The organism is Leucobacter edaphi, from assembly GCF_016522535.1.
Classification (GTDB): domain Bacteria; phylum Actinomycetota; class Actinomycetes; order Actinomycetales; family Microbacteriaceae; genus Leucobacter; species Leucobacter edaphi.
Window position 1 is genome coordinate 138,152 of record NZ_JAEHOI010000007.1, and the last position, 22,085, is coordinate 160,236.

At 68.3% G+C, this 22,085-nt stretch carries 15 protein-coding genes, 1 tRNA gene and 1 riboswitch; of the genes, 1 reads left to right on the top strand and 15 read right to left on the bottom strand.

The window, feature by feature from the left end:
- Positions 1 to 78 precede the first annotated feature (78 nt).
- A tRNA-Thr gene (locus JD292_RS08815) sits at positions 79 to 154 on the top strand.
- Positions 155 to 208: 54 nt separating this feature from the next.
- On the opposite strand, the gene JD292_RS08820 is transcribed toward JD292_RS08815, so the two are convergent.
- The 15 genes from JD292_RS08820 to JD292_RS08890 form a co-directional block, all read right to left on the bottom strand.
- Positions 209 to 2,305 carry an ABC transporter ATP-binding protein gene (locus JD292_RS08820; protein WP_200132377.1) on the bottom strand — a complete coding sequence of 699 codons (2,097 nt, stop codon included), beginning with the start codon at positions 2,303 to 2,305 and terminating at the stop codon, positions 209 to 211.
- Positions 2,306 to 2,398: 93 nt separating this feature from the next.
- On the bottom strand, positions 2,399 to 2,926 hold the full coding sequence (gene ribH, locus JD292_RS08825; RefSeq protein WP_200132378.1) for a 6,7-dimethyl-8-ribityllumazine synthase: 528 nt from the start codon (positions 2,924 to 2,926) through the stop codon (positions 2,399 to 2,401).
- Between the two features lie 58 nt (positions 2,927 to 2,984).
- Positions 2,985 to 4,289, bottom strand: a complete 1,305-nt coding sequence (ribA, locus tag JD292_RS08830; RefSeq protein ID WP_200132379.1) for a GTP cyclohydrolase II — start codon at positions 4,287 to 4,289, stop codon at positions 2,985 to 2,987.
- The gene (locus tag JD292_RS08835) at positions 4,286 to 4,963 is read right to left on the bottom strand and encodes a riboflavin synthase (RefSeq protein WP_200132380.1); all 678 of its coding nucleotides are present in this window, start codon (positions 4,961 to 4,963) and stop codon (positions 4,286 to 4,288) included. Before JD292_RS08835 ends, ribA begins: the two co-directional genes overlap by 4 nt.
- Positions 4,963 to 6,183 (bottom strand): dihydrofolate reductase family protein, encoded by a 1,221-nt coding sequence (locus JD292_RS08840; RefSeq protein ID WP_200132381.1) that lies wholly within the window; start codon positions 6,181 to 6,183, stop codon positions 4,963 to 4,965. Before JD292_RS08840 ends, JD292_RS08835 begins: the two co-directional genes overlap by 1 nt.
- A 56-nt stretch (positions 6,184 to 6,239) precedes the next feature.
- Positions 6,240 to 6,377: riboswitch (FMN riboswitch) on the bottom strand.
- A 67-nt stretch (positions 6,378 to 6,444) separates the two neighbouring features.
- The gene (locus tag JD292_RS08845) at positions 6,445 to 7,182 is read right to left on the bottom strand and encodes a DUF1345 domain-containing protein (protein WP_369411208.1); all 738 of its coding nucleotides are present in this window, start codon (positions 7,180 to 7,182) and stop codon (positions 6,445 to 6,447) included.
- On the bottom strand, positions 7,179 to 9,491 hold the full coding sequence (locus tag JD292_RS12185; protein WP_233613885.1) for a bifunctional lysylphosphatidylglycerol flippase/synthetase MprF: 2,313 nt from the start codon (positions 9,489 to 9,491) through the stop codon (positions 7,179 to 7,181). Before JD292_RS12185 ends, JD292_RS08845 begins: the two co-directional genes overlap by 4 nt.
- A 143-nt stretch (positions 9,492 to 9,634) precedes the next feature.
- A complete protein-coding gene (locus JD292_RS08855) occupies positions 9,635 to 11,263 on the bottom strand; it encodes an amidohydrolase (protein ID WP_200132382.1) in 1,629 nt (542 codons plus the stop codon).
- Positions 11,260 to 12,927 carry an amidohydrolase gene (locus tag JD292_RS08860; RefSeq protein WP_200132383.1) on the bottom strand — a complete coding sequence of 556 codons (1,668 nt, stop codon included), beginning with the start codon at positions 12,925 to 12,927 and terminating at the stop codon, positions 11,260 to 11,262. Before JD292_RS08860 ends, JD292_RS08855 begins: the two co-directional genes overlap by 4 nt.
- Positions 12,928 to 12,971: 44 nt before the next feature.
- Positions 12,972 to 14,741 (bottom strand): dipeptide ABC transporter ATP-binding protein, encoded by a 1,770-nt coding sequence (locus tag JD292_RS08865; protein WP_200132384.1) that lies wholly within the window; start codon positions 14,739 to 14,741, stop codon positions 12,972 to 12,974.
- The gene (locus tag JD292_RS08870; RefSeq protein WP_200132385.1) at positions 14,738 to 15,739 is read right to left on the bottom strand and encodes an ABC transporter permease; all 1,002 of its coding nucleotides are present in this window, start codon (positions 15,737 to 15,739) and stop codon (positions 14,738 to 14,740) included. Before JD292_RS08870 ends, JD292_RS08865 begins: the two co-directional genes overlap by 4 nt.
- Before the next feature lie 4 nt (positions 15,740 to 15,743).
- On the bottom strand, positions 15,744 to 16,694 hold the full coding sequence (locus JD292_RS08875; protein WP_200132386.1) for an ABC transporter permease: 951 nt from the start codon (positions 16,692 to 16,694) through the stop codon (positions 15,744 to 15,746).
- Positions 16,695 to 16,780: 86 nt separating this feature from the next.
- Positions 16,781 to 18,415: an ABC transporter substrate-binding protein gene (locus JD292_RS08880; RefSeq protein WP_200132387.1), complete on the bottom strand. Its 1,635-nt coding sequence runs from the start codon at positions 18,413 to 18,415 to the stop codon at positions 16,781 to 16,783.
- An 11-nt stretch (positions 18,416 to 18,426) separates the two neighbouring features.
- A complete protein-coding gene (locus JD292_RS08885; protein WP_200132388.1) occupies positions 18,427 to 19,695 on the bottom strand; it encodes a cyanophycinase in 1,269 nt (422 codons plus the stop codon).
- 224 nt (positions 19,696 to 19,919) lie between these two features.
- A complete protein-coding gene (locus JD292_RS08890; RefSeq protein WP_200132389.1) occupies positions 19,920 to 21,926 on the bottom strand; it encodes a cyanophycinase in 2,007 nt (668 codons plus the stop codon).
- Between the last annotated feature and the right edge of the window lie 159 nt (positions 21,927 to 22,085).

Sequence of the window (22,085 nt, forward strand, 5' to 3'; positions counted from 1 at the left end):
GCCAGGCCGCAGGTGTGCGAATCGGGGTCCCGACCATGCTAGAGTTGTTGCTCGTGCGCGGAAGTGATTCCCCGCCAGGCCGCCTTAGCTCAGTCGGTAGAGCGATTCACTCGTAATGAATAGGTCGCCGGTTCGATTCCGGCAGGCGGCTCCACAACGGACACGCAAGTCCAGACAGAAAAGCCCCGCTCGCGCGGGGCTTTTCTGGTTATGCCTGGTCCTCGGGGACGAGCAGCTGATGCTGCGCCAGCTCCCGGTAGAGGGGCGTCGAGGTGATGAGTTCCTCGTGCGTGCCCTCGCCGACCACGCGGCCGCCATCGAGCACGACGATCTTGTCCGAATCGACGACCGTCGAGAGGCGGTGCGCGATCACGATCAGCGTGCGCCCCGTCGCCACCGAATCCAGGGCCTCGCGCATCAGCCGCTCGTTCACGCCGTCGAGGCTCGCCGTCGACTCGTCCAGCAGGAGGATCGGGGGTGCCGTCAGCAGCGCCCGCGCGATCGCGAGCCGTTGCTTCTCACCGCCAGACAGCATGAGGCCGTTCTCGCCCACCGGAAGGTCCAGGCCAGTGGCCGGACCAGCGGAGACGGCGGCGCTGGCAGTTTTCGCGACAGCTTCGCCCGCCTCCGATCCCGCGGCCGCCACTCCCGCCGCTCGCGCGGGCGCTCCCGCTGCCGTCGCACCCGCCGCACCCGGGGCCGCCGATCCCGCGGCCGCGCCATTCGCCCCGCGCTCGAGCAGACCGCCCAAATTCACCGCACGGAGCACGCGCTCGCACGCGGCATCCGAGGCGTCCGGCGCCGCGAGCAGGAGATTCTCGCGCAGCGTCCCCGCGAGCACCGTCGCGTCCTGCTCCACGTACCCCATCTGCGCGCGCAGCTCGGCGCGGGACAGCCGTCGCAGATCGGCGCCGGAGAACGACACGACGCCGGAGTCGGGGTCGTAGAACCGCTCCACGAGCGCGAGAATCGTCGACTTTCCCGCGCCGGACGGGCCGACGAGGGCCACCCGCGATCCGCGGGGCACCGTGAACGACACGTCGTGCAGCACGGGGGTCTCAATGATCTCGGCCGGGGCGGCCTCGGCGTCGCGGCGGGAACCGCGGCCCGTGCGCACGAGGGCGCGCGCGTCGGCCCGCACCGGGGCGGCCGAACGGTAGGTGAACGACACGTTCTCGAAGGCGATCGCGGGAGCCCCTTCGGCGACGGCCGACGCGAGCGGTTCGATCCGGCCGTCGGGCGAACGCTCGGCGTCGCGTTCGGTCTCCGTCTCGAGCGACGTGATCTCCTGGATCCGGCCGAGCGCGCCAAGCGCCTGACCGACCGCGGAAATCGCGCCGAATGCCTGCCCGAGCGGGGTGATCATGAGGAACAGGAAGATGATGAATGTCACGAGCTGCGCGATCGTGATCGCCCCGGAGGCGACGCGGTAGCCCCCGAGGCCGAGCACGATCAGGAACGACAGCTGCATCGCGAGGAAGCTGATCGGAACGATCACGGCCGAGATTCTGGCCACCTTCACGCCGAGGGAGAAGGCCTCCTCGGCGTCCTTCTCCGTCGCGGCCTGCTCCCGCTCAGCGGCACCCGCGGCGCGGATCGTGCGGATCGACGAGATGGAACGATCGACCTGCGCCGCGAGGTCGCCGACCTTCTCCTGCGCCTTCGCAACGGCGGGACGAATACGGCTCGACACGACGACGACCACCGCGAGCGCCACGACGACGACGCCGAAGGTGATCCCGAACAGCACCGGATCGATCACGAGCATCCCGATGAGCGCGCCGACGAACACGATCAGGCCGCTGATCGCCTCGACCAGGCCCTGCGTGAGCACCGCGCGCAGCAGAGTCGTGTCGCTGCCGACGCGGGAGACGAGATCCCCCGTGCGGCGGCGATCGAACTGCGAGATCGGCAGGTGGAGGATCTTGCGGATCAGGGCGCGACGACTCGACAGGACCACGCCCTCGCCCATGCGCTGCAGCGTGTAGTGCTGCAGCCCGCTCAGCACGGCACCCACGACGACGAGCGCCGTGAGGATCGCGAGCAGCAGTCCGAGGGGCTCGCCGCTCTCCACGCGCGTGATCACCTGGCCGAGCAGCAGCGGCTGGGCGAGCGAGGCGGCGGCCGCGACGAGACCGAGGACGAGGGCGATCGCGAGGAGCCCGCGCTGCGCGAAGAGGTGGGGGAGCAGCTCCGTGAACGAGGCCCGCGGGCCGCGCGCGCCGCCATCGGCGCCGGATCCCCGCCGCCCCCGGCGTCGTCGAGACGATTCGTTCGGAAGCTGTTCACCTGATCGCGCGGTCACGGCTTTCACTCTAAGCCACGCCGGCTGAGCGGGGCCTCCCGTGCCGGCGCCGAGGCGCGTGGAGGGAGACCCCTGAGGGCCTGCGGGATCCGACTACGCACTCACGCCGGGAACGAGCCGCATCGTGGGCCCCTCGGTGCGGATGCGGCGCGCGGTCACCGCGAGCTGCAGGGCCGCCTCAGCGGCCTCCTTGCCCTTCGACTCGGGGGCGCCGGGCCGGCCGGAGCGGTCGAGGGCCTGCTGCTCCGTGTCGGTGGTGAGGATCCCGAAGCCGACCGGTCGGCCCGTGTCGAGCTGCACCCGGGTGAGTCCGTCGGTGACGGCGTTGCAGACGTAGTCGAAGTGGGGCGTGCCGCCGCGGATGATCACGCCGAGGCAGACCACGGCGTCGAAACCGCCGCCGCCCTCGCTTGCCGGGGTGAGCGCCGCCTGCGCCGCGAGCGGCAGTTCGAACGCTCCGGCGACGCGGAAGAGGGTGTGGTCGGCCCCCGACGCCATCACCGTCTCGTGCGCCCCCTTGATGAGGGAGCTCATGATCTCCTTGTGCCAGCTGCCGGCGAGAACTGCGACGCGAAGGCCGCTCGCGTCGACGCTGAGATCGGGTGCTCCTGCTCCTGACATGGGTTTCTCCTTGTTCTCCCGGGGTGACCGGGCTCGTTGCTGCGGTGTGCGTTCGGTCTTAGGCGCCGCGGATGTCCTCGGGGAGCTCGTGCCCCATGCGGTCTCGCTTGGCGTTGAGGTATCCCTCATTGATCTCGTTGACGCCCACGACCAGCGGAACACGCTCGGTGACCTCGACGCCGTGCTCGCTGAGCTGGGCGACCTTGTCGGGGTTGTTCGTGAGGAGACGCACGCTGGAGATGCCGAGCTCAGCGAGGATCTCGGCGGCCGCCGTGTAGTCGCGGGCGTCGGCGGGGAGGCCGAGCTGAATGTTGGCGTCGAGCGTGTCGAGGCCCTGCTCCTGCAGCTGGTAGGCGCGGAGCTTGTTGGCAAGGCCGATTCCGCGGCCCTCATGCCCGCGCAGGTATACGAGGACGCCGCCCCGGTCGCTGATGATGTCGAGCGCCGCGTCGAGCTGGGGCCCGCACTCGCACTTGAGCGAGCCGAAGGCCTCGCCCGTGATGCACTCCGAGTGGACGCGCACAAGAGATTCGGGGCCAGGAAGGCTGCCATCAGGCATTCTGGCAACCAGTGCCAGGTGATCCACGCCGGCGCGGCGGTCGCGGAAGGCCATCGCACGGAACTCCCCGTGCTCGGTCGGGAGGAGGGTGTCGGCGCGGAGACTCACGCGACGCGCGGCGGAGCGTGCCGCGTTCGCGGCCTTCTCGGACCCCGCAGTGGCAGACGAGGCGGAGCCGGCGAGCGGCGCATGCTCCTCCAGGTATGCGATGAGCTGCTCGATCGTGATCACTGGAACGCCCTCGCGCGCGCCGAGCTCGATGAGGCCGGGGAGCCGCATCATCTCGCCGTCCTCGGCGACGATCTCCGCGATCGCTGCGACCTCGCGCAGGCCCGCGAGCCGCATGAGCTCGACGGCCGCCTCCGTGTGGCCGGCGCGGGCGCGCACGCCGCCGTCCACCGCTCGAAGCGGCAGGATATGGCCCGGCCGGTGCACGTCGCCGGGGGCGGACTGCGCGCTCGCGAGCACCCGGAGGGTCGTGGCGCGATCGTGCGCGCTGATCCCGGTCGTGACGCCCTCCGCGGCGTCGACGGTGACCGTGTAAGCGGTTGACCGCACGTCCTCGTTCCGCTCAACCATCATCGGAAGGTCCAGGCGGTTCGCGATCTCGTTGGTCATCGGTGCGCACAGCAGGCCCGAAGACCAGCGGACGGTCCAGGCGATCCACTCCTGGCTCGCGAGTTCGGCGGAGAGGATGACGTCGCCCTCGTTCTCGCGGTTCTCGTCGTCGGCGACGATGACGGGCCGTCCGGCGCGGATCGCGTCGACGGCCTCCTCGATGGAGGCGATTCCGGGTGTGCTCATGCGGGGTTTCCTTCGGTGCGGCCGGCGGCGCCGGTGGGGTTCGGGGTGCGCGCCTCATCGAAGCGCAGCATGCGTGCGACGTGGCGGGCGAGAATGTCGGTTTCAACGTTGACGCGATCGCCGGGCTCGAGGGAGCCGAGGATCGTCGCGACGAGCGTCTCGGGGATGAGGGAGACCTCGAGCCACGGGTCGCTCGCCTCGGGGTCGGAGACGGCGGACACGGTCAGCGAGACGCCGGACAGCGTGACGGATCCCTTGTCGACGACGAGGGGGGCGAGCGCGGGATCGATCGCGAAGCGCAGGGTCCGCCAGGCGTCGTGCTGGGTCGCGCTCAGCAGCGTGGCCGTTCCGTCGACGTGGCCCTGCACGATGTGGCCGCCGAGCCGCGCGTCGGCGCGCATCGCCCGCTCGAGGTTGACGCGCGACCCGGGGACGAGCTCGCCGAGCGTCGACATCCTGATCGACTGCGCCATCACGTCGGCCGCGAACGTGCCGCGCCCATCGGGTGTTTCTGACTGCTCGATGACGGTGAGGCAGACACCGGACACCGCGATCGATGCGCCGTGCACGGCGTCGCTCGTCACCACGGGCCCCGCGATCGTGAGCCGCAGCGAATCGCCGACGGGCTCGATCGACACGATCTCGCCAATCTCCTCGATCAGTCCAGTGAACATTACGCTTCCTCCCCGGCCGCGGCGAACACGGCCTCGATGAGTAGATCGGAACCGAGTCGCTCGATTCCGGAGACGGTGAGGCGCCGGATTCCCGACATCGACGGGATGCCGAGGTAGCCGAGCGCGAGGCGCGGCCCGCCCAGCAGGGCGGGCGCGACGTAGATCAGGAGTTCGTCCACGAGGCCGGCCGCGATGAGGGCGCTCGTGACGGTCGGGCCGCCCTCGACGAAGACGCTCTCGAACCCGCGGGATGCGAGCTCCGCGAGGTCGGCCTCGAGGTTCTCGCCGGAGAGCCGGATCGGGGCGGCGGGGGCGGCGGGGGCGAGCAGCGCGGCCGGGACGTTCGGGGAGCTCGTTTCGGGAGCAGCGCCGGTTCCGGATCCGGATGCGGCCGCTCCCGAGAGCGCGGGATGCGCGAGCACTCGCGCGCCCGCCGGGATGTCGCGTCTCCCGAGCACGACGGGAATCGGCTGTTCGGCCGGGGGAACGAGCAGGCCGCCTTCCGCGTCTCGCGCGGTGAGCGCGGGATCGTCGGCGAGGAGCGTGCCCGTGCCGACGAGGATCGCGTCCGCGGCGGCGCGGCGGCGGTGCACGTCGGCGCGGGCCTCAGCGCCGGTGATCCACTGGCTCGTGCCGTCGGCAGCGGCGGCGCGGCCGTCGAGCGTCTGGGCCCACTTCGCGATCACGCGGGGGCGCGGGGCTGGGCGCCGGACAGCGCCTCCCGCTGCCGCGGAGTCTGACAGAGACTGGTCGGCACCGGTTGCCGCGCGCGCTGCGCGCTCGAACCAGGGGGCGAGCAGGGATTCCGCTGAAGCCGCCTCGATGCCGGAGAGCACCTCGACGCCAGCGGCGCGCAGCGTCTCTGCGCCGCCCGAGGAGGCATCACCCGGATCGGAGAGCGCATAGGCGACGTGGCCGATCCCGGAGTCCACGAGTGCAACAGCGCAGGGCCCGGTCCGCCCGGTGTGGTTGCAGGGCTCCAAGGTCACGACCGCCGTCAGCTCGCCGGCGCGGCTCCGCCACTCGGCGGGGAGGTGGGCGAGCGCGTCGACCTCGGCGTGCGGGGTGCCCGATCCGAGATGCCAGCCCTCGGCGACGATCCGCCCCGAGGGATCGAGAATCACGCAGCCGACCTGCGGGTTGGCGTTGTCCGCCGGACCGCGCTCCGCGAGTTCGAGCGCGCGGCGCATGGCCTCTTCGAGGAGCCTCCGCTCGAGCATGCGATCCGCCGTTCTCATCAATCCGGGGTTCGCAAACGGCCACGAGCGAGCGTGGCTTCGCGTTCCTCTCATCCGGACTCGAGCGCGGGCGCCCATCACCGTCGGTGCAGGAGTTCCACCTGCTCAACCACGCGTGAGCGCGGCTCGCGGACTCTCACCGCCGGTTCGGAATCTCACCGACCCCGGAACACTGGCTCAATCGTAGCCCCTTCGGCACGGAGGCGCACGGGATGCATCTCGATTCCGCCGTGGGCGGAACGCCTAGTCGAAGAGCGTCGAGAGCAGGCGGCCCTGGGCGATCACGTTCATCGTGAGCACGATGATCAGGGCATTGAAGAAGAAGGCCATCGACGTGTGCCACACGACCGTCCAGCGCATTCGGGTCGTGAGGACCTTCACATCGGAGACCGCGAACGTGGTGGCGTTGGTGAACGCGAAATAGGCGAAGTCGACGAGCTTCGGCTTCGGAGTGTTCGGGAACTCGAGGGAGATCTCGGACGCCCGATGGTACCGGGAGAAGTAGATGCGGGCGAAACCCCAGTTGAACAGCGCCCAAGACAGCAGCATCGCCCACACGGCCGAGGCCTCGTCCAGCGGTTCGTATTGCTTCCTGCCCAGTTTCGAGATCAGCTCGAGGGCGACGGAGAGGCCGATCAGGCTCGAACCGAAGGTGACGAGCGTCGCGAGGAAACGGGAGACCGGGTGTCCGACGAGGATCCGAGTCGCCACGTTGTCGGGTGCGGGAGAGCGCGCGAGGACGTTGAGCGCGAGCACCGTCGCGCCGAGGTAGACACTCGCGACGATGCACCAGAGCAGACGGGCCGCGATGGCGTTCGGACCGGTCTCGAACCACAGAATGCCGGCGCCGATGAAAATCAGGCCGATCTGGGCTGCGGCCCCGAGGACCTCGCCGATCGTGGTGAGGACGAGCGCGGTGATCTCGCGCCGATTGCTCTGGCGAACAGGGGTGTTTCCCGTTGATTCCTCCGGCGCGGTCACTGCTTGGCCTGCTCGTTCGCGCCCGCGCCGCGTGACCGTTCGCCCCTGCCGCCCGGCCCGGCTGTGGAGAGCAGGTCGCGGAGGGTGGCGTCCGGGAGGTAGGCGCGCGTCAGGGCGATGCCGATGCGCGGGAGGTCGCCCTCGTCGCGGTAGAGGAGGAACAGGCTCTCGGCGCGAGGGCTGAACTTCTGTTTGAAACGGTGCAGCGACTTGAACCCGTAGAGCGGCTCGATCAGTGCGCCGATCTGCTCGAGCACCTGCTCCACCGGGCCCGTCGAGGCATCAGCGGGCCGCACGAGCGGAGCGCCGGAGAGCGACACGAACTGGTAGCCCTCCTCGGCGAACTGCTTCGCGGAGGAGGCGATCAGGAACTCCATGACCGGGCCGAAGCCGCCGTCGCGGCGGCGCATGAGGTCGAGCGTCCAACCGACGATGCGCGCCGAGCCGTCCGCGTCGGCCGGCCCGTAGGCGGGGAGCCAGGAGGTGACGCCGTGCAGACTGCCCTCGGCGTCGACCGCGATGCCGATCCACACCTCGGGATCGAGGGCCTCGGCGACCGTGCCGAGGGTAAAGCGCATCTCGGGGAGGCCCTTGTCGCCCGACCACTGCTCGGAGATGGCCCGCACCTGAGCGAGCACGCTCCACGGCGCCTCGACGAGCCGGATGAGTTTGAACTCGATGCCCTCGCGCGCCGCACGGTTGATCGCGGTGCGCACGTCACCCCAGGATTTCCCCTGGAACTTCAGCTCGGGGAGGTCGACGATCGTGTCCTCGGCGACCACCACTGAGCGCCAGCCGTCCGGCCGTGCGTCGGAGGCCGCCTGCGTCGCCGAGAAGACGCACGGCACGAGTCCGGCGCGTTCGGTTGCGCGTGCGAAGTCGGCGAGCGCCTCGCCGAGGTCTCCCTCCGGTCCGATCGGATCGCCGAGGGCGATCGCGACGCCGGCGTGGTCCTGATATGCGATCGCACCGGCGGGGCCGTCCTGGCGGCGGTGCAGGAAGTCCCTGATCCGGTGCTGGTTCGTCGAGGTCGGAAGGGGGTTCGCTCCGGTCGTCGTCGCGAGCTCGGGGGCGGGGAGGGTGCGGCCGACGGCGATTCTCTGGTTTCCCTCCCAGGTCGACATCCAGGAGATGGTGCCGCCGCCGAAGCGTTCGAGGCGCTCGATGTATTCGTCGCGCGAGAGCGGGGGCGCCGCGAGCTTCCGGAGGGAGCGCCTGAGCGGCACGCGGAAGGCGCCGCGCGCCGCAATGAGCAGCACGAGGAGAGCGGCCCACAGGATGGTGGGGGAGAGGACGAGCGCGACGATCTCGAAGGGCGAGCTCGCCACCTGGATCTCGACGAGCCAGGGGACGAGGGTGAGCGCCGAGATGCCGACGAAGATGTTGAGCGACCCGAGTCCGATCGCGCCGAACCAGGCGATCCTGTGGCCGAGACGCAGCCCGTTCGCGATCAGAGCGATCAGGATCACGTCGATGGCAACGTCGATCGCGCCGGCGGTGGGATTGTTGTGTCCCAGCGGGCCGTCGTAGGGGACGATGAGGTCGAGGAGCTGGATCGCGCCGACGGCGATCATTCCGGCGAGCGCGATGAGGCGCCACTCCCGCTCGGAAGGCCTTCCTGCCGGGTGCCGGAAGGCTGGGATGAAACCGCTCACGATCAGGGCGACGATCATCGTGACGGCGTGCTCGATGTCCGAGAGATGGCCGAGGTAGAGCACCGAGATCCCGGTCCACAGGATCACGGCGATGCGGCCACGCAATCGCCACGGCGCTGGCAGCGTGGCGATTGCAAAGACGAGCGCGGTGAACGCAGCGCAGGACGGGCCGACATCGTACGTCAGCGCGAGGCGAACCGCCCAGGGCCAGCCTCCCTGAGCGATGAGCGCGATGATGCCCGCTGCGCCGAGCACGCCGACGAGGTGCCCGCCGACCGCGAGAGCGAAGGTGCGGAGCGTGCCGAACCGGAGTTCGGCCCAACCGAGGCTGAAGGCTGAGAGCGGCAGGATCGTGAGGAACGTTCGAGGTTTCTCGATGAAGAAGGGTGAGGTGAAGATCGTCCACCAGCGGCCCTCCCGGAACGCTGGCAGCCCGGTTGCGATGTCAAGGAACCAGTCCTGTTCATGCGCACGGCTCGTGAGCGTGCCCGTGATGATCGCGATCACGAGCAGCGTCACCACGAAGAGCACCGTGAACGGGACGTTTCGCAGGAACTTGAGTGCCCGGATGACGGGGTGGTCCGATTCCGAGCCAGCCCGCGCGAGGATCGACGCGGATCCGCTCGCGGGTTTGGGGGGCTCGGAGGCGTGCATGGTCACAGTTTAGGCGGCGCGCCAATGCGAATTCGCGGGTCTCGCCGGACGTGCCGGGAGGTTCTCAGGCCCGGAAATCGCGCTCAATCGGGGGATCTGCCTCAGCCTGCTTTCCGCCTCGGAAAGTTGCCGACTGCGCGTGTTCACCCGAGGAAATCGAGGCGGGATGCGAGCCCGTCGTCGAGGTGGGTGAGGCGGCCGGCCAACAGCGTCGCAGCGACGGGCGTGCGATCGAGCGCGTCCGGATCGGCGGCGAGCGGATCGGTGTCAAGCAGGATCAGGTCGGCCTCGTCCCCGGGGGACGGGCGCAGGCCTCCCCGCATGCATGCGGAGATCGCCTCGTCTGCAGTGAGCCTTTCGCCCGGGAACCACGGAGCGTCCGACCCGCGTCGCCGGGTGACCGCCGCCGCGATCCCACGCCACGGGTCGAGCGGGGCAACGGGAGCATCGGAACCCAGAATGAGCCTCGCTCCCGCCCGCGAAAGCCGGGCGAAAGGGTAGGCGTCGCCGGCGCGGCGGGGCCACAGCCGGTCCGTCGTCTCCCGGTCGTCGAGCAAATGCTCCGGCTGAACGCTGGCCACCACACCGAGCGGCCCGAAACGCTCGATGTCCTCTGGACGCAGCAACTGCGCGTGCTCGATCATGCCTGGGATTCCGAGCTCCTCGAACGCGTCGAGCACCTCGGCGTTCGCGCGATCCCCGATCGCGTGGATCGCGAGCTCCAGGCCCCCATCGGACGCTCTGCGCATCAGACGCCGGAGCTCTTCCCCCGGAACGAGACTGCGGCCCGAGTACGCCGGGTCCCGCTCCGCGGCGGTGCCGGATCCAGCAGCCGGTTCCTCCGTCGAGACGGGATACGGCTCGCAGCACCAGGCCGTCATCGTGCCGAGCGAGCCGTCCGTGACGATCTTCAGCGGGCCCACCCTGGTGAGTCCGTCCGCGAGGGGGTCACCCGTGCGACGCCCCTCCTCGAGGGCGCGCTCCAGATCCTGCGGGTAGATCGCGCTCTCGACGCGCAGGAGCCGGAAACCGTCCGCTTCGCGCCTGGCCCAGTCGGTGAGCCCCCAGCGCATCTCGAAGTCGACGATTCCCACGACTCCCCGGGCCGAAGCGGCCGCGGCCGCCCGGCTCGCGAGCGCGTCCCGTTCCGCGTCGCTCATTCGATCGAGCTCGCGCACGAGCGCGAAACAGTCGTCTTCGACGATGTGACCGTCGCCGGCCGACGTGATCCCGCGGCGAGCAAGCGCGGCCGAGTTGAGCCAGCAGCCGTGGAGGTCCGCGCCGATCACCACCGTGGGCCGCTCGCCCGTCACACGGTCGAGCGCGGCGCGGCTGATCGGCGCCGGCCAGGAGGCGGCGCGAGCGCGCACCGCGACGAGCTCCTGCGGGCCGGACCCGCCGTTCCGCTCTCTTCCGGATGACTCGGCGCTGGCGCACGCCGCGGCAATGAGTTCGAGGGCCTGATCGGCGGATTCCGCGGACGCGAGGTCGAGACGATCGGCAGCCAATGCCCACTGTCCGAAGTGAACGTGCTCGTCCCACAGTCCCGAGGTGACGAAACGACCATCGGCGTCGAGGACCGCTGCGGCGTCCGCATCCCTGGCCTCACCCGCTCTCCCGCTCACATCGGGAGAGCCATCCCGCTCGCCTGCGCGCGCGACCCACGCGATTTTGCCATCGCGCAACCCCAGGTCGTAGCGGGTTTCGCTCCCGAGAAAGCGGGCGTTCCGAATGAGCGTGACGGTCACGCCGGTCGTCGCGGGGCTGGTCATGGGTGGGCCTCCTCGCGGTCATCAGCGCGAGCGCTGCCGCGGTGTGCGATGCTCCCGTTCACCACGGTGAGCAGCACAGGCGCCTCGGGGAAGCGCTCCGGGGCCAGGGTAAGCGGGTCGGCAGCGAACACCGCGAGGTCCGCGATGGCGCCGGGAGCGAGCACGCCGTCCTCCGGGCGGTCGATTGCGATCCAACTGTTCCGCGTGATCGCTGCGAGCGTGCGTTCGGGGGAGAGGGCCTGATGCGGGTCGACTGCGGGGCGATCCGAGCCATACCTGCGGCGGTTCACGTTCGCCGCAAACACGCGGCGAGCATCGAACTCATCGACGGGCCAGTCGGAGCCGAGCGCGATGGTCGCACCCGCCTCGTCGAGATCGCGGATCCGCCAGCCGTGGCGCGCTCGCTCGGATTCTCGGCCGAGCAGTGTCGTCCACATGTCGCAGCCGTCAGGGCGGAGTGCGAAGGCGTGGATCGGCTGCATACTGGCAACGACTCCGAGCTCGGCGAAGCGCGGAACGAGCGCGTCGGGAATCGTTTCGAGGTGTTCCACGCGGTGGGTGACCCGCGGGGCACGAGCAGGGATCGAGGCGACGGAGTCGAGCACGAACTCGACAGCGCGGTCGCCGATCGCGTGGGTTGCGGTCTGCACGCCGCTCTCTGCGAGGGCGTGGATCGTGCGCGTGAACAGGTCGCTCGGCACCCAGTACGGCTCGGTGCCGCCGCCCTGAGTATCGGGTTCGAAGAGCCAGGCCGAGCCGTTGTCGATGCTCCCGTCAAGCATGAACTTCACGCCTTCGACGCACCAGCGCCGCCCGCCAGTCCCCTGGAGATCGATCATGCGGCGAAGCGTTTCCGCCCACGGTTCGCTAGCCCGCCACAGCGGAGAGACGCGCACGCGCACGGGAAGTTCCCCGTGCTCTTCGATGGCGCGCAGCACCTCGAGGTCGCCCTCTTCCATGTTCATTTGGTGCAGGGAGGTATAGCCCGATGCCGCGAATTCGGCGAGCTTGTCCCGAACCGCCGCGACGCGCTGCGCGAAGGGCATCCGAGGGTAGAGGTCAGTGACCAAGAGTTCCGCGTCCGATTCGATGAGGTAGCCGGTGGGTGTGCCGTCGGGGTACACCTCGATCGAAGCGTTGTTCCCGAAGTCGCGGGCGCCATCGATGCCGGCGAGCTCGAGGGCGCGTTCGCTCGCGATGACGGAGTGGCCGTCGAAGAGCAGCAGATAGCCCGGGCGTCCGCCGAACGCCGCGCGGAACGGAGCATTTGTGACGGCCTCGCCGACAAACATGTCAAAGGACAGTCCGAACCCGCGAATCCACTCGTCGGGTCCGCGCTGCGCCGCTAATGTTGTGATCCGATCTGCGACTTCGTCGACCGTCTGGCAATCGTGCAGCATGAGCGCCTGAAAGCGTGACTCGGCTCCTGACAGAGGGTGAACGTGGGCGTCGACAAAGCCCGCAGTGATCGTTGCCTCTTCGCCGAGATCGACAACCTCGGCTGCTGAGCAATCCCAACTCGCGACGTCATCGCGGGACCCAACCGCGACGATCCGGCGCCCACTCACCGCCACTGCTGCCAAGTCGGCGTCGTCGCGACCTTCGAGGCCCGTGTGGACGCGGCCGCCGATCACCACGAGATCGGCCCGGATCCCATCGCTCAAGGCGCTCTCCTCGGCCGAACGCGTAGCTTTCTGCGTTACCGCCGTCACTCCGAGGCTCCATTTACGTCGAGGATCGGCGTTTTCGATCCTGTTCCCGCTTGGCGTCGCAGACGCTGCACGGCGGGATCTGGAACGGGAACCGCGGCGATGAGGCGCTGCGTGTAGGAATCCTGTGGCGAATGGAGCACTCGTTCAGTATCCCCGATCTCGACGAGCCTTCCCTGGCTCAGCACGCCGACTCGATGCGCGAGCATTTCGACGACAGCGAGGTCGTGGCTGATGAACAGCGAGGCGAACCCCAGTTCTCGCTGCAGCGATGTGAAGATCTCAAGCACCCGTGCCTGGACAGATACATCGAGCGCGCTCGTCGGCTCGTCAGCGATCACGAGCTCCGGATCCAGGGCAAGGGCACGGGCCAGGCCGACACGCTGGCGCTGCCCGCCAGAGAGCTCGAACGGGAATCGTTCTGCAAACGAGGCCGGCAGTTCGACCGCGTCGAGGAGTTCGAGGGCCCGGGCTCGGTGCGCAGCTTTGCCCCCGGGGAACCGGTGGATCTGCATGGGCTCGGCCACGCACTGACCCACCGTCATGAAGGAGTTGAACGATGCGGCCGGATCCTGGAACACGAAACCAATGCGGCGGCGCAGCGCCCGCAGCTCACGTTTCCGAATTTTCCTCATATCGTGCCCGAACACCTCGAGAACGCCGTCCGACACCGGTTCGAGGCCTCCGATTGCGCGACCGATTGTGGATTTTCCTGAACCTGATTCGCCGACGAGTCCGACGACTTCGCCGCGGGAGATTTCGAAGCTCACCTGCTGCACCGCGCGAACCGGGTGCGTTCCGAAACCGGACCGGTAGGTGACGTCGAGGCCTGCGAGGCGAACAGCCGGGCCCGTTTTCGCGGGGTCTGCGTCAGTGCGCTCCGCGACCACGACGGTGGCCTGTGTCGCCGTCCGCTTTTCGCCTCCGGGGCCGAGCCCGCTTCCGAGCCGGGGCACCGCGGCGAGCAGTTCGCGGGTGTACTCCTCGCGCGGTGCAGCAAAAAGCTGCTCCACGGGGGCCTGCTCCACGAGCTCGCCCCGGTACATGACGGCGACTCGATCCGCGAGGTCGGCGACGACGCCCATGTTGTGCGTGATCAGAACGATCGAGGCTCCGAACTCGTCGCGGCACTCGCGCAGAAGGTCGAGAATCTCGGCCTGGACCGTCACATCGAGCGCCGTAGTCGGCTCGTCCGCGATGATCACCGAGGGACGAAGCGCGAGTGCCATCGCGATGACGATGCGCTGCTTCTGCCCGCCAGAGAATTGGTGCGGATAGTCGTCGATCCGCTGCTCCGCTTCCGGGATACCGACGGCGCGCAGCATTTCGATGGCGCGCCTCCGCCGTTCTGCCCCGCTTGTGACGCCGTGCGCACGAAGTCCCTCTTCGAGCTGCCAGCCCACGCGGAAGACCGGGTTCAGCGCGGTCGAAGGCTCCTGAAAGATCATTGCAGCGTCGCCACCGCGGAGCTTCCGGAGGTCGCTCGGCGAGGCCGTGAGGACGTCCGTGCCTTCGAGGATCACGGCTCCGCGTGTACGCGTGCGAGGCGGAAGCAAGCCGAGGGCCGCGCGGGCCGTGAGGGTCTTGCCGGAGCCCGATTCGCCGACGATGGCGAGGATCTCACCCTGATCGAGGTCCAAGCGCAGGTTCTTGACCGCGTGCACCGTGCCCTGTTGAGTGTCGATATCGAGGGTGAGGCCGTCGAAGCGGAGGGGCGATGGCGCCGAGCTGGGTGCGCCCCCTTGGAGGTACTTCGGTTCTGCGGTCATTGCCGCTCCTCCTTCTGTGCGCGGAGCTCGGGCCGGTAACGGCCAGGCGTGACGATGGCGAAGACGCGGGAGAAGATTCCCGGGCGCCCCGTGAGCGACCGCGACCGCTGGTCGACAAGATCGCGCAGCCCGTCGCCGATCAGATTGAGCGCGAGCACGGTGATGATCAGGAATGCGCTCGTGATGACGATCATCTGAGGGGCCTGCATGATCACGGCCTTCCCGTCATACAGGATGTTTCCCCAGCTCGCGTGCGGTGCTGGCACGCCCGCACCGAGGAAACTCATCGCCGCCTCCGTGATCACGGACTCCGCAAAGGTAAAGGTCGCCTGTACCACGAGGACCGACATGGTGTTCGGCAGGATGTGCCTCCACATGATGTGCAGCGCGCTGCCGCCCTGCATGGTGCTCGCAGTGACGAATGTCTCCGACATCACTGCGAGTGCACGGGCGCGCACGAGGCGGGCGATACCCGGCGTGTACACGATCGACAGCGCGACGATCAGGTTTGTGACGCTCGGGCCGAGGGCTGCGGCGAGGGCCACCGCGAGCAGGATCGCGGGGATCGCCATGAGGCCGTCGCAGATTCGCATGAGGATCGCGTCGAGCACGCGGTTGAACACGGCGGCGATCCCGATGATCGTTCCGAGAACACCGCTCACGACCGCGACGACGAAACCGACGAGCAGTGACGTCGAAGCACCTGAAATGATGCGCGCGAACAGGTCGCGACCGTAGTTGTCCATCCCGAAGATGTGCTCCGGGGACGGCGGCTTCAGTCGGTTCAGCGGGTCGACCTTGTAGGGGTCGAGGTGCAGGAGCGGGGGCAGTACGTAGGAAACCAGGAAGATGAGCAGGATCACGAGGATTCCCGCCATGAGTCCAGTGTTGTTGAGCATGCGATGCCAGAGCGAGTTGCGCTGCTGTTGAGGCTGCATCGACAGCACCGTGGTGCTCGGCACGGGCGAGCCCTGCGTCGTCGGTGGCTTCTCGTTCATGCGATCAGGCCTTTCCCACGCGAACCCGCGGATCGACGAGCCCGTACAGGAGATCGACGAGCAGGTTGGTGAGCAGATAGATGAGGGTGACGAACAGGATCACGCCCTGGATCACGGGGTAGTCGCGGCGTGAGATTGAGGTCACGAGAAGTTGGCCGAGCCCGGGAATATTGAAGATCGTCTCCGTCACTGCGGCGCCTGTGACGAGGCCGCCGAGCGAGAGTCCCACGATCGTGATGACCGGGAGGCTCGCGTTCTTGAGCGTGTGCGAGAACAAGAGCCGGGACTCCGAGACGCCCCGCGATCGGGCGGAATCGATGTAGTCGGCGTTGAGTACGTCGAGCACGGCCGCCCGTGTGGTGCGAGTGATGAGTGCCGCGGTGATTGCGCCGAGCGCGATGCCGGGCATCAGGAGAGTGCGAATGCCCTCGATTGGATCGTCGATCGGATTCACATACCCGGAGATCGGCAGCCAGCGAAGCGTGAGTCCGAACAGCAGCATCATGCAGAGCGCGAGTACGAAGCTCGGCACGGTCATGCCGACAAGCGTGAAGCCCGTGACGGTGCGGTCGAATGCGCTATCGCGGTAGCGGGCCGCGAGCGTCCCGAACGGCACCGAAAGGAGGATTGCGACGATGATCGCGATGATGGCGAGTTGCAGCGTGGGCACCGCGTTGTCGCTGATGGCTTGCACGACGCTCTTGCGCAAGAAGTAGGAGTCGCCCAGATCGCCGCGGAACACGCCGCCGATCCAATTCAGATACTGGATCACAATCGGCTCGTCAAGACCCATGCTCGAGTGCAGTTTCGCCACAGCCTCGTCCGACGCCTTTTCTCCGAGAATGCGGCGAGCGGGGTCCCCGGGCGTGAGGTGGATCAGCGAGAAGATCACCACCGAGACGACGAAGAGCACTGGGATGAGGCTGAGGAGTCTTTTGAGAATGAACCTGATCATCTGTCCTCCGGGAACGGAAGTGGCGAGGGGGCGGAGGGGCGGTGATGTCGGTCCGCGGCCAATCGCGGACCGACATCACCGGTCGCTTACTTCCAGTGAGCGTTCCACCAGGTGAAGTGGCCATCGAACCAGTCGAGCTCGAGATCCTTGTTCGCCGCGTACACGTTATGTGCGTCGCCGATCCGGCTCATCGGGCGAACCTTTTCGATGTAGGACTGCATCTCGTCGAACATCTTGCTGGCGTCCTCCTGCGTCGGCTGTGCGCGGAAGCGCTTGAGCAGGCCTTGCAGCTCCGGGTCATCGGAATACCAGGCGCGATCGGGCAGGAAGCCGAGGGTCTGGGTCGGATCGGTCTCGGTGCCAAACGGGAAGACGACGACATCCCACTCGTCGCGCTTCTCGCGGTACTTCTCGGAGAAGGCGCCCCACTCGTAGGCATCGAGCTTGACCTCGAAGCCCATTCCCTTGAGCTGCTCCGCGACGACGACCGCGGCGTTATATGCCTCGGAGTAGTCCTTGTTCGCGAGCAGGGTGATCGTCTTCCCCTCGGCGCCGCCCTTCTTGAGCATTTCCTTGGCCTTGGTGACATCGTGCGAGTTGAAGCCGTTCTTGCCGACGTTCGTGTCCCAGATGGCTTTCTGGTCGAGGGTCATGTTGTGCCAAACGAGGTCGTAAAGATCTTTCGATCCGACGGCGGACATCATGATCGGATCCCGATCGAGGCCGAGGTTCACCGCCTGACGATTCTCGACGTTATGGAACGGGCTCGACTCGGCGTCACTGTAGACCAGGTTGATCGGGCCGATCAGGTAGGTGTCGAGGACGAGATTACTGTCGTTCTTAAACTGATCGAGGCTGTCGAACGGAAGTTCCGTCGTGGCGTCGTACTGACCGGACTGAATGCCGAGCGTGCGCGTCGAGGCGTCAGCCACGAAGTTGAACACGACCTGCTTGAGTTTCGCGTCCTTCTTCCCCGCGCGACCGCTCGATGGCGCGTCGACCGGCTGGTAGTCGTCCCACTTGTCGATGACGAGCTTCTGGTCGGCATCCCAGCTCGAAAACTTGTAGGGGCCGGTACCGATGATGTCCGCGCTGTCCTCGATCGGCTTGTCGCCAACCTTAGCGATGACCTCTGACGGCAGGATCGCCGGATACGCGGTGCCGATCGAGGAGAGGTAGAGGAGATGGAGGAAGCTTGCGCTCGGAACGGTCAACTTCACCGTGCTGTCGTCGACCTTCGTCCACTTGGCGCCGGCGAAGGATTCCTGCGCGGCGATCGAGACTCGGGTCCAGCGGTTCATCGACTCGACGACGTCCGTGGCGTCGAGATCGCTACCGTCTTGGAACTTGACGCCCTTGCGCAGCTTGAAGGTGAACTCCTTGCCGTCGGCGCTCGCTTCAAATGACTCTGCGAGCATCGGCTGCACCTTACGGTCCTTGTCGATCGTGACGAGGGTCTCGAAGATGGGGAGGGTGATCTCGCCCATAATCGAGTCCGTCGAGATCTGCGGGTCGAGGCTCTCCGGTTGAGCGGGAGTGACGAGGTTGACGACGTCCTTCTTGGCGTCGGCGGGCTTGGGGCCGCCCCCGCTGCCGCCCGCGCAGCCGGACAGGATGAGCGCCCCGGCGGAGAGGATTGCCGCGCCCGAGACGAGACGCCGTCCCGCGCGGCTGATGCGGCGCCCGGGGGATCCGGGGCCGGCGTGAGTGTGCTTGGCCATGGTGTGCCTTTCTAGCCGTGGTGTGGTTTCGGGGTGATGGAGACTCGGAGCTGAGAGAAGCCGCCCGCGTCCGTGCGGGTAGTGCGCTCGTCGCGGGCGAGGGTGATCCGGAAGCCCGGAGCATCCGCCTCAGCGGTGTCGCCGACGACGACGTTCGAGGAGGACTCGAGGAGCGCCTGCGCGAGCGCGAGGAGGCGCGGACCACCATCGTCGTCGCTCCACAGTGCGCTCGCCGCAGCTGGTACGGGGCCGTCGCCGGCACCCGCCCGTTCGCGGGAGGCGCGAGTGATGACGCCTGAGGCGAAGTTGATCCGGTCGCCCGCCATGAGGCGGGTCCAGCGTGCGCCGAGGGCGGCTGGTGAAGCTGGGGTCCCGTCGGTCTCGAGCTCGCCGAGATCGATGGTGTTCACGCCAGCGGAGCCGACTACGTCGCCGATCCGATCGCCGGGTCGGTAGGCGAGCGCCGTGTGCTCATCGACTCCGATCACGAGCTGCTGGCCGGTCGCGCTGCCGAGCCGGATCGCGCGCGGAACGCGGTTCCACTCGGTGAAGTGCGAGTCGAGGAGTCCCTCCGGAAAGAAGCCGAAGCCGCCCTGCAGCGAGAACCGCAGCTCATCGTCCGGTTCATAGCCGGCTCGCGCGCCGTGGGACCAGCCGAGCTCGCTCGTGCCGCCCGTCACCATGCCGGCGCCCTGCTGGATCGCGAGGCCCGCGCTCGTGCCCGCAACCACTCCGCCGCTCTCGAAAAGCTCGCGGATCGCCGTCATGACCGGAGTCTCCCGGCGGCCGCCCGCTTCACCGCTGCCGGGTTCCACGTCGGATCCACGAAATAGCGCGAGGAGGTAGTGGCTTTGGTCGCCGCCGCCCAGGAACACCCCGTCGCACGAGGCGACGAGGGTGGCGACGTCAGAATGCTCCGCTCGCCTCCGCGAGTAGGTGGCGTTGGCGCAGGATGGCTCGGGGGAAACACCGACCGGGATCGGGACGCCCTCGATGCCGTGCCGATCAAACACCCGAACGTAGTAGGCGCCGTCGGCCTCATCGCTCTCGGCATCGTGCGCGAGATCGGAGTCGGCAGCCGGGGGCTCTGACGCCGTCGTGAACACGGCGACGCGCGGCCGATCCGAGTCTCCGCCGGCATCGCGCAGAAGCGCGGCGAGCGGCTCAATCAGCGCGGGATCCTCATCGAGCGCCCCGCCGATCAGGAAGAGCGCACCGGCCGGACGCACTCCTGCCGCCTGCGCGTGTTCGGCGCGACGGTGATCGATGTGCGCTGACAAAACGTTCTCCAGACTCGGCAGTGAGGGTGGGATGTGGAAGCAAGTGTTTCATGCAGCATATTCGTTTTCAATCTCGAAATGAATATTTCACCTTTTCGAGATCGTTTCGATGCGGAAAACGGAACGGGCGATCGGCCCGGGGGGGGGGCGGCGCGGCGCGTCGCTCGCGCAGCCTGCTGGCGGATCATCGCCACCAGCAGGCCGCCGCGTCCGCCTCAATGAGGCTACGCCCCGAGACGGCTCCGTCGACGCGCCCGCGCGGCGCCCGCGAGGGAGATCGCGGCCGCGCCCGCGGCAATCAGAGCGACCGCTCCTGCTCCCGCGAACTCGTGCATCGGCGCGGAACCGCCCGTCCGTGCGAGCGTGCCAGAGGGGTGCGCGCCGGAGCCGCCCCCTGGTGTCGATCCCGGCCCGCTCGCGCCGGGTGGTCCGTCGCCACCGTTGCCGCCGTTCCCGACGTTCCCCCCGGTGCCGTTCCCCCCAGTTCCCGGCTGGGACGGCCGTGCTCCAGTGAACGCCACCTCGGCCTTTCCGGAGACCGCATCCATATCGAGCGGATTGCCGTCCGTTGAAGCGGGAAGCCCCGAGACGGACACCTCGAATCGTTGTGCGCCCTGGGTGACCTGCCGGGTGAAGCTGAAACTGCGGGACGCACCGGGAAGGAGCAGCGAGCCCTGAGCGGCTTTCTCGGTGCTCGTGCCCGCCCGGGACGGGTGAGCCTCAGCCGACACCCCGGCGAGCGGGACTGCGCCCGAGTTCCTGACAGTGACCGTGATTTTCGCGGTCGAACCCAAGGGGAGCGTTCCTTGCGCCGAGATACCGTCGACCTCTGCGGTTGCCTGCACATCGGGGGTACCCGTGATCGACATACGGAGTCCCGCGAAGCCGCCCGCCGTGTTCCATTCGGTACCTGCCGCGCGGTTGAGTGTGACTCGCAGGCTGGGGGATTCGGCGGCGGCGACGCACGTGTCGCCGTGGGCTCGCGCGGCGTTCGAGGCGAGCAGCGCTTGGGCGAGGTTCAGGGTGCCAAAGATGCCACCCTCGCACTCGGAGGAGCCCCAGATATCCGTCGCCGGTGCGGGTGGGCTGCCCGTTCCGGGGGCCGTCGTCGGGCTTCCCGCGAGGGTCTCGGTGCGCGCCGCGAAGTCGATGGTCGAGCCCGCCGTGAGATAGGAGTATGAGATGCCTGATGCGTTCAGCCCATCGAACGTGGTCTGGCGCAGGTCGAAGGCGCTGACGCCGAGAGCCCCGACCACGCGCCCGGTCCGCGCGGCCCGGTCGACCACGAGCGCCGTGTTCTCCTCGACCCCGAATGCCCGATCCTGCTTGCGATCCATGGCGAGGCGCACGATCCTGGGCTGGCGATCGCGACGCGCGAAGTGCGAGTCGATGAGGCCCTCGGAGAAGAAAGCGAAGCCGCCGGCTGGTACGTAACCGAGTCGATCGTCGTCGAAGGAGCCGGGCGACGCGCCGTCGCGCCACGACGGGTAGGGCTCGCCGCCCGTGATCATACCTGGGCCCTGCTGGATCGCGAGCCCTGCGCTCGAGCCGGCGGAGACGCCGCCGCCGTCGACGACCCGGCGCATCGCCGCGAGCGCGGGGGTATCAGCGCAGGAGGTGACGTTGAGGCTGGAGGGGTCCGGGCCGGAGCAGGTCATGAGGGCGCGCACGTAGCGGGACTGGTCGCCGCCGCCGAAGTAGATCGCGTCCGATTGCTCGATCTGTGCGACGACCTCGGGGTGTGCGGCGTTCTTCGCGGTGTACGGGTCGCCGGGGTAGTCGGGGTTCGGGTTCTGGTCGATGGGCACCGCGTACACCTCTACGCCGTGCGTCCGGAACCAGTCACCGTAGTAGATGCCGTTCGCGGTGGCGTTGTCGTATTCCTCGCCGTCGGAGGCCTCAGTCGCGTTCGGGGCGGGCTCGGATCCCGCGGTGACGATCGCGATTCGGGGACTCTTCCCCTCCGCGTGGGCCTTCGCGAGGTCGACGATTTCCTGGATGATCGCCTCGCTCGTCGGATCCTTCGGCTCGATGCCGCCACCGATCAGGACCGTATAGCCTCCTGGAAGCGGGCCCGACTGCGTCACCTGCGCCGTTGGGACCGCGGGAGCCGCCTGGCCTTCCTCAGCGTGGGCTGCCGCGGTCGGCAGGCCGATCCCTCCCGCGAGGAGGGCGGCGCTCAGCAGGAGAGCGCTGGGGCGACGGCGGCGGGGTGAGGTGAGTGAGGTCATCGGTGCTCCGGCTCTTCATCGAGGTGGGATCTGGCGCCATGCGAGATCAAGTTTTCATGAGCGCGCTATTTCACGCAAGACAGAAATGAACGTTTCAGGGCGGGGGACAGTGATCAGCGGGGCGCGGATTGCTAGACTCGCGAAATCTGAGAGTCGCCG

What these genes read in the sequence shown, in the direction of transcription:
- ribH (WP_200132378.1), bottom strand. Translation starts at nt 2,926, where the DNA reads ATGTCAGGAGCAGGAGCACCCGATCTCAGCGTCGACGCGAGCGGCCTT.
- ribA (WP_200132379.1), bottom strand. Translation starts at nt 4,289, where the DNA reads ATGAGCACACCCGGAATCGCCTCCATCGAGGAGGCCGTCGACGCGATC.
- JD292_RS08835 (WP_200132380.1), bottom strand. Translation starts at nt 4,963, where the DNA reads ATGTTCACTGGACTGATCGAGGAGATTGGCGAGATCGTGTCGATCGAG.
- JD292_RS08840 (WP_200132381.1), bottom strand. Translation starts at nt 6,183, where the DNA reads ATGCTCGAGCGGAGGCTCCTCGAAGAGGCCATGCGCCGCGCGCTCGAA.
- JD292_RS12185 (WP_233613885.1), bottom strand. Translation starts at nt 9,491, where the DNA reads ATGCACGCCTCCGAGCCCCCCAAACCCGCGAGCGGATCCGCGTCGATC.
- JD292_RS08855 (WP_200132382.1), bottom strand. Translation starts at nt 11,263, where the DNA reads ATGACCAGCCCCGCGACGACCGGCGTGACCGTCACGCTCATTCGGAAC.
- JD292_RS08865 (WP_200132384.1), bottom strand. Translation starts at nt 14,741, where the DNA reads ATGACCGCAGAACCGAAGTACCTCCAAGGGGGCGCACCCAGCTCGGCG.
- JD292_RS08870 (WP_200132385.1), bottom strand. Translation starts at nt 15,739, where the DNA reads ATGAACGAGAAGCCACCGACGACGCAGGGCTCGCCCGTGCCGAGCACC.
- JD292_RS08875 (WP_200132386.1), bottom strand. Translation starts at nt 16,694, where the DNA reads ATGATCAGGTTCATTCTCAAAAGACTCCTCAGCCTCATCCCAGTGCTC.
- JD292_RS08880 (WP_200132387.1), bottom strand. Translation starts at nt 18,415, where the DNA reads ATGGCCAAGCACACTCACGCCGGCCCCGGATCCCCCGGGCGCCGCATC.
- JD292_RS08890 (WP_200132389.1), bottom strand. Translation starts at nt 21,926, where the DNA reads ATGACCTCACTCACCTCACCCCGCCGCCGTCGCCCCAGCGCTCTCCTG.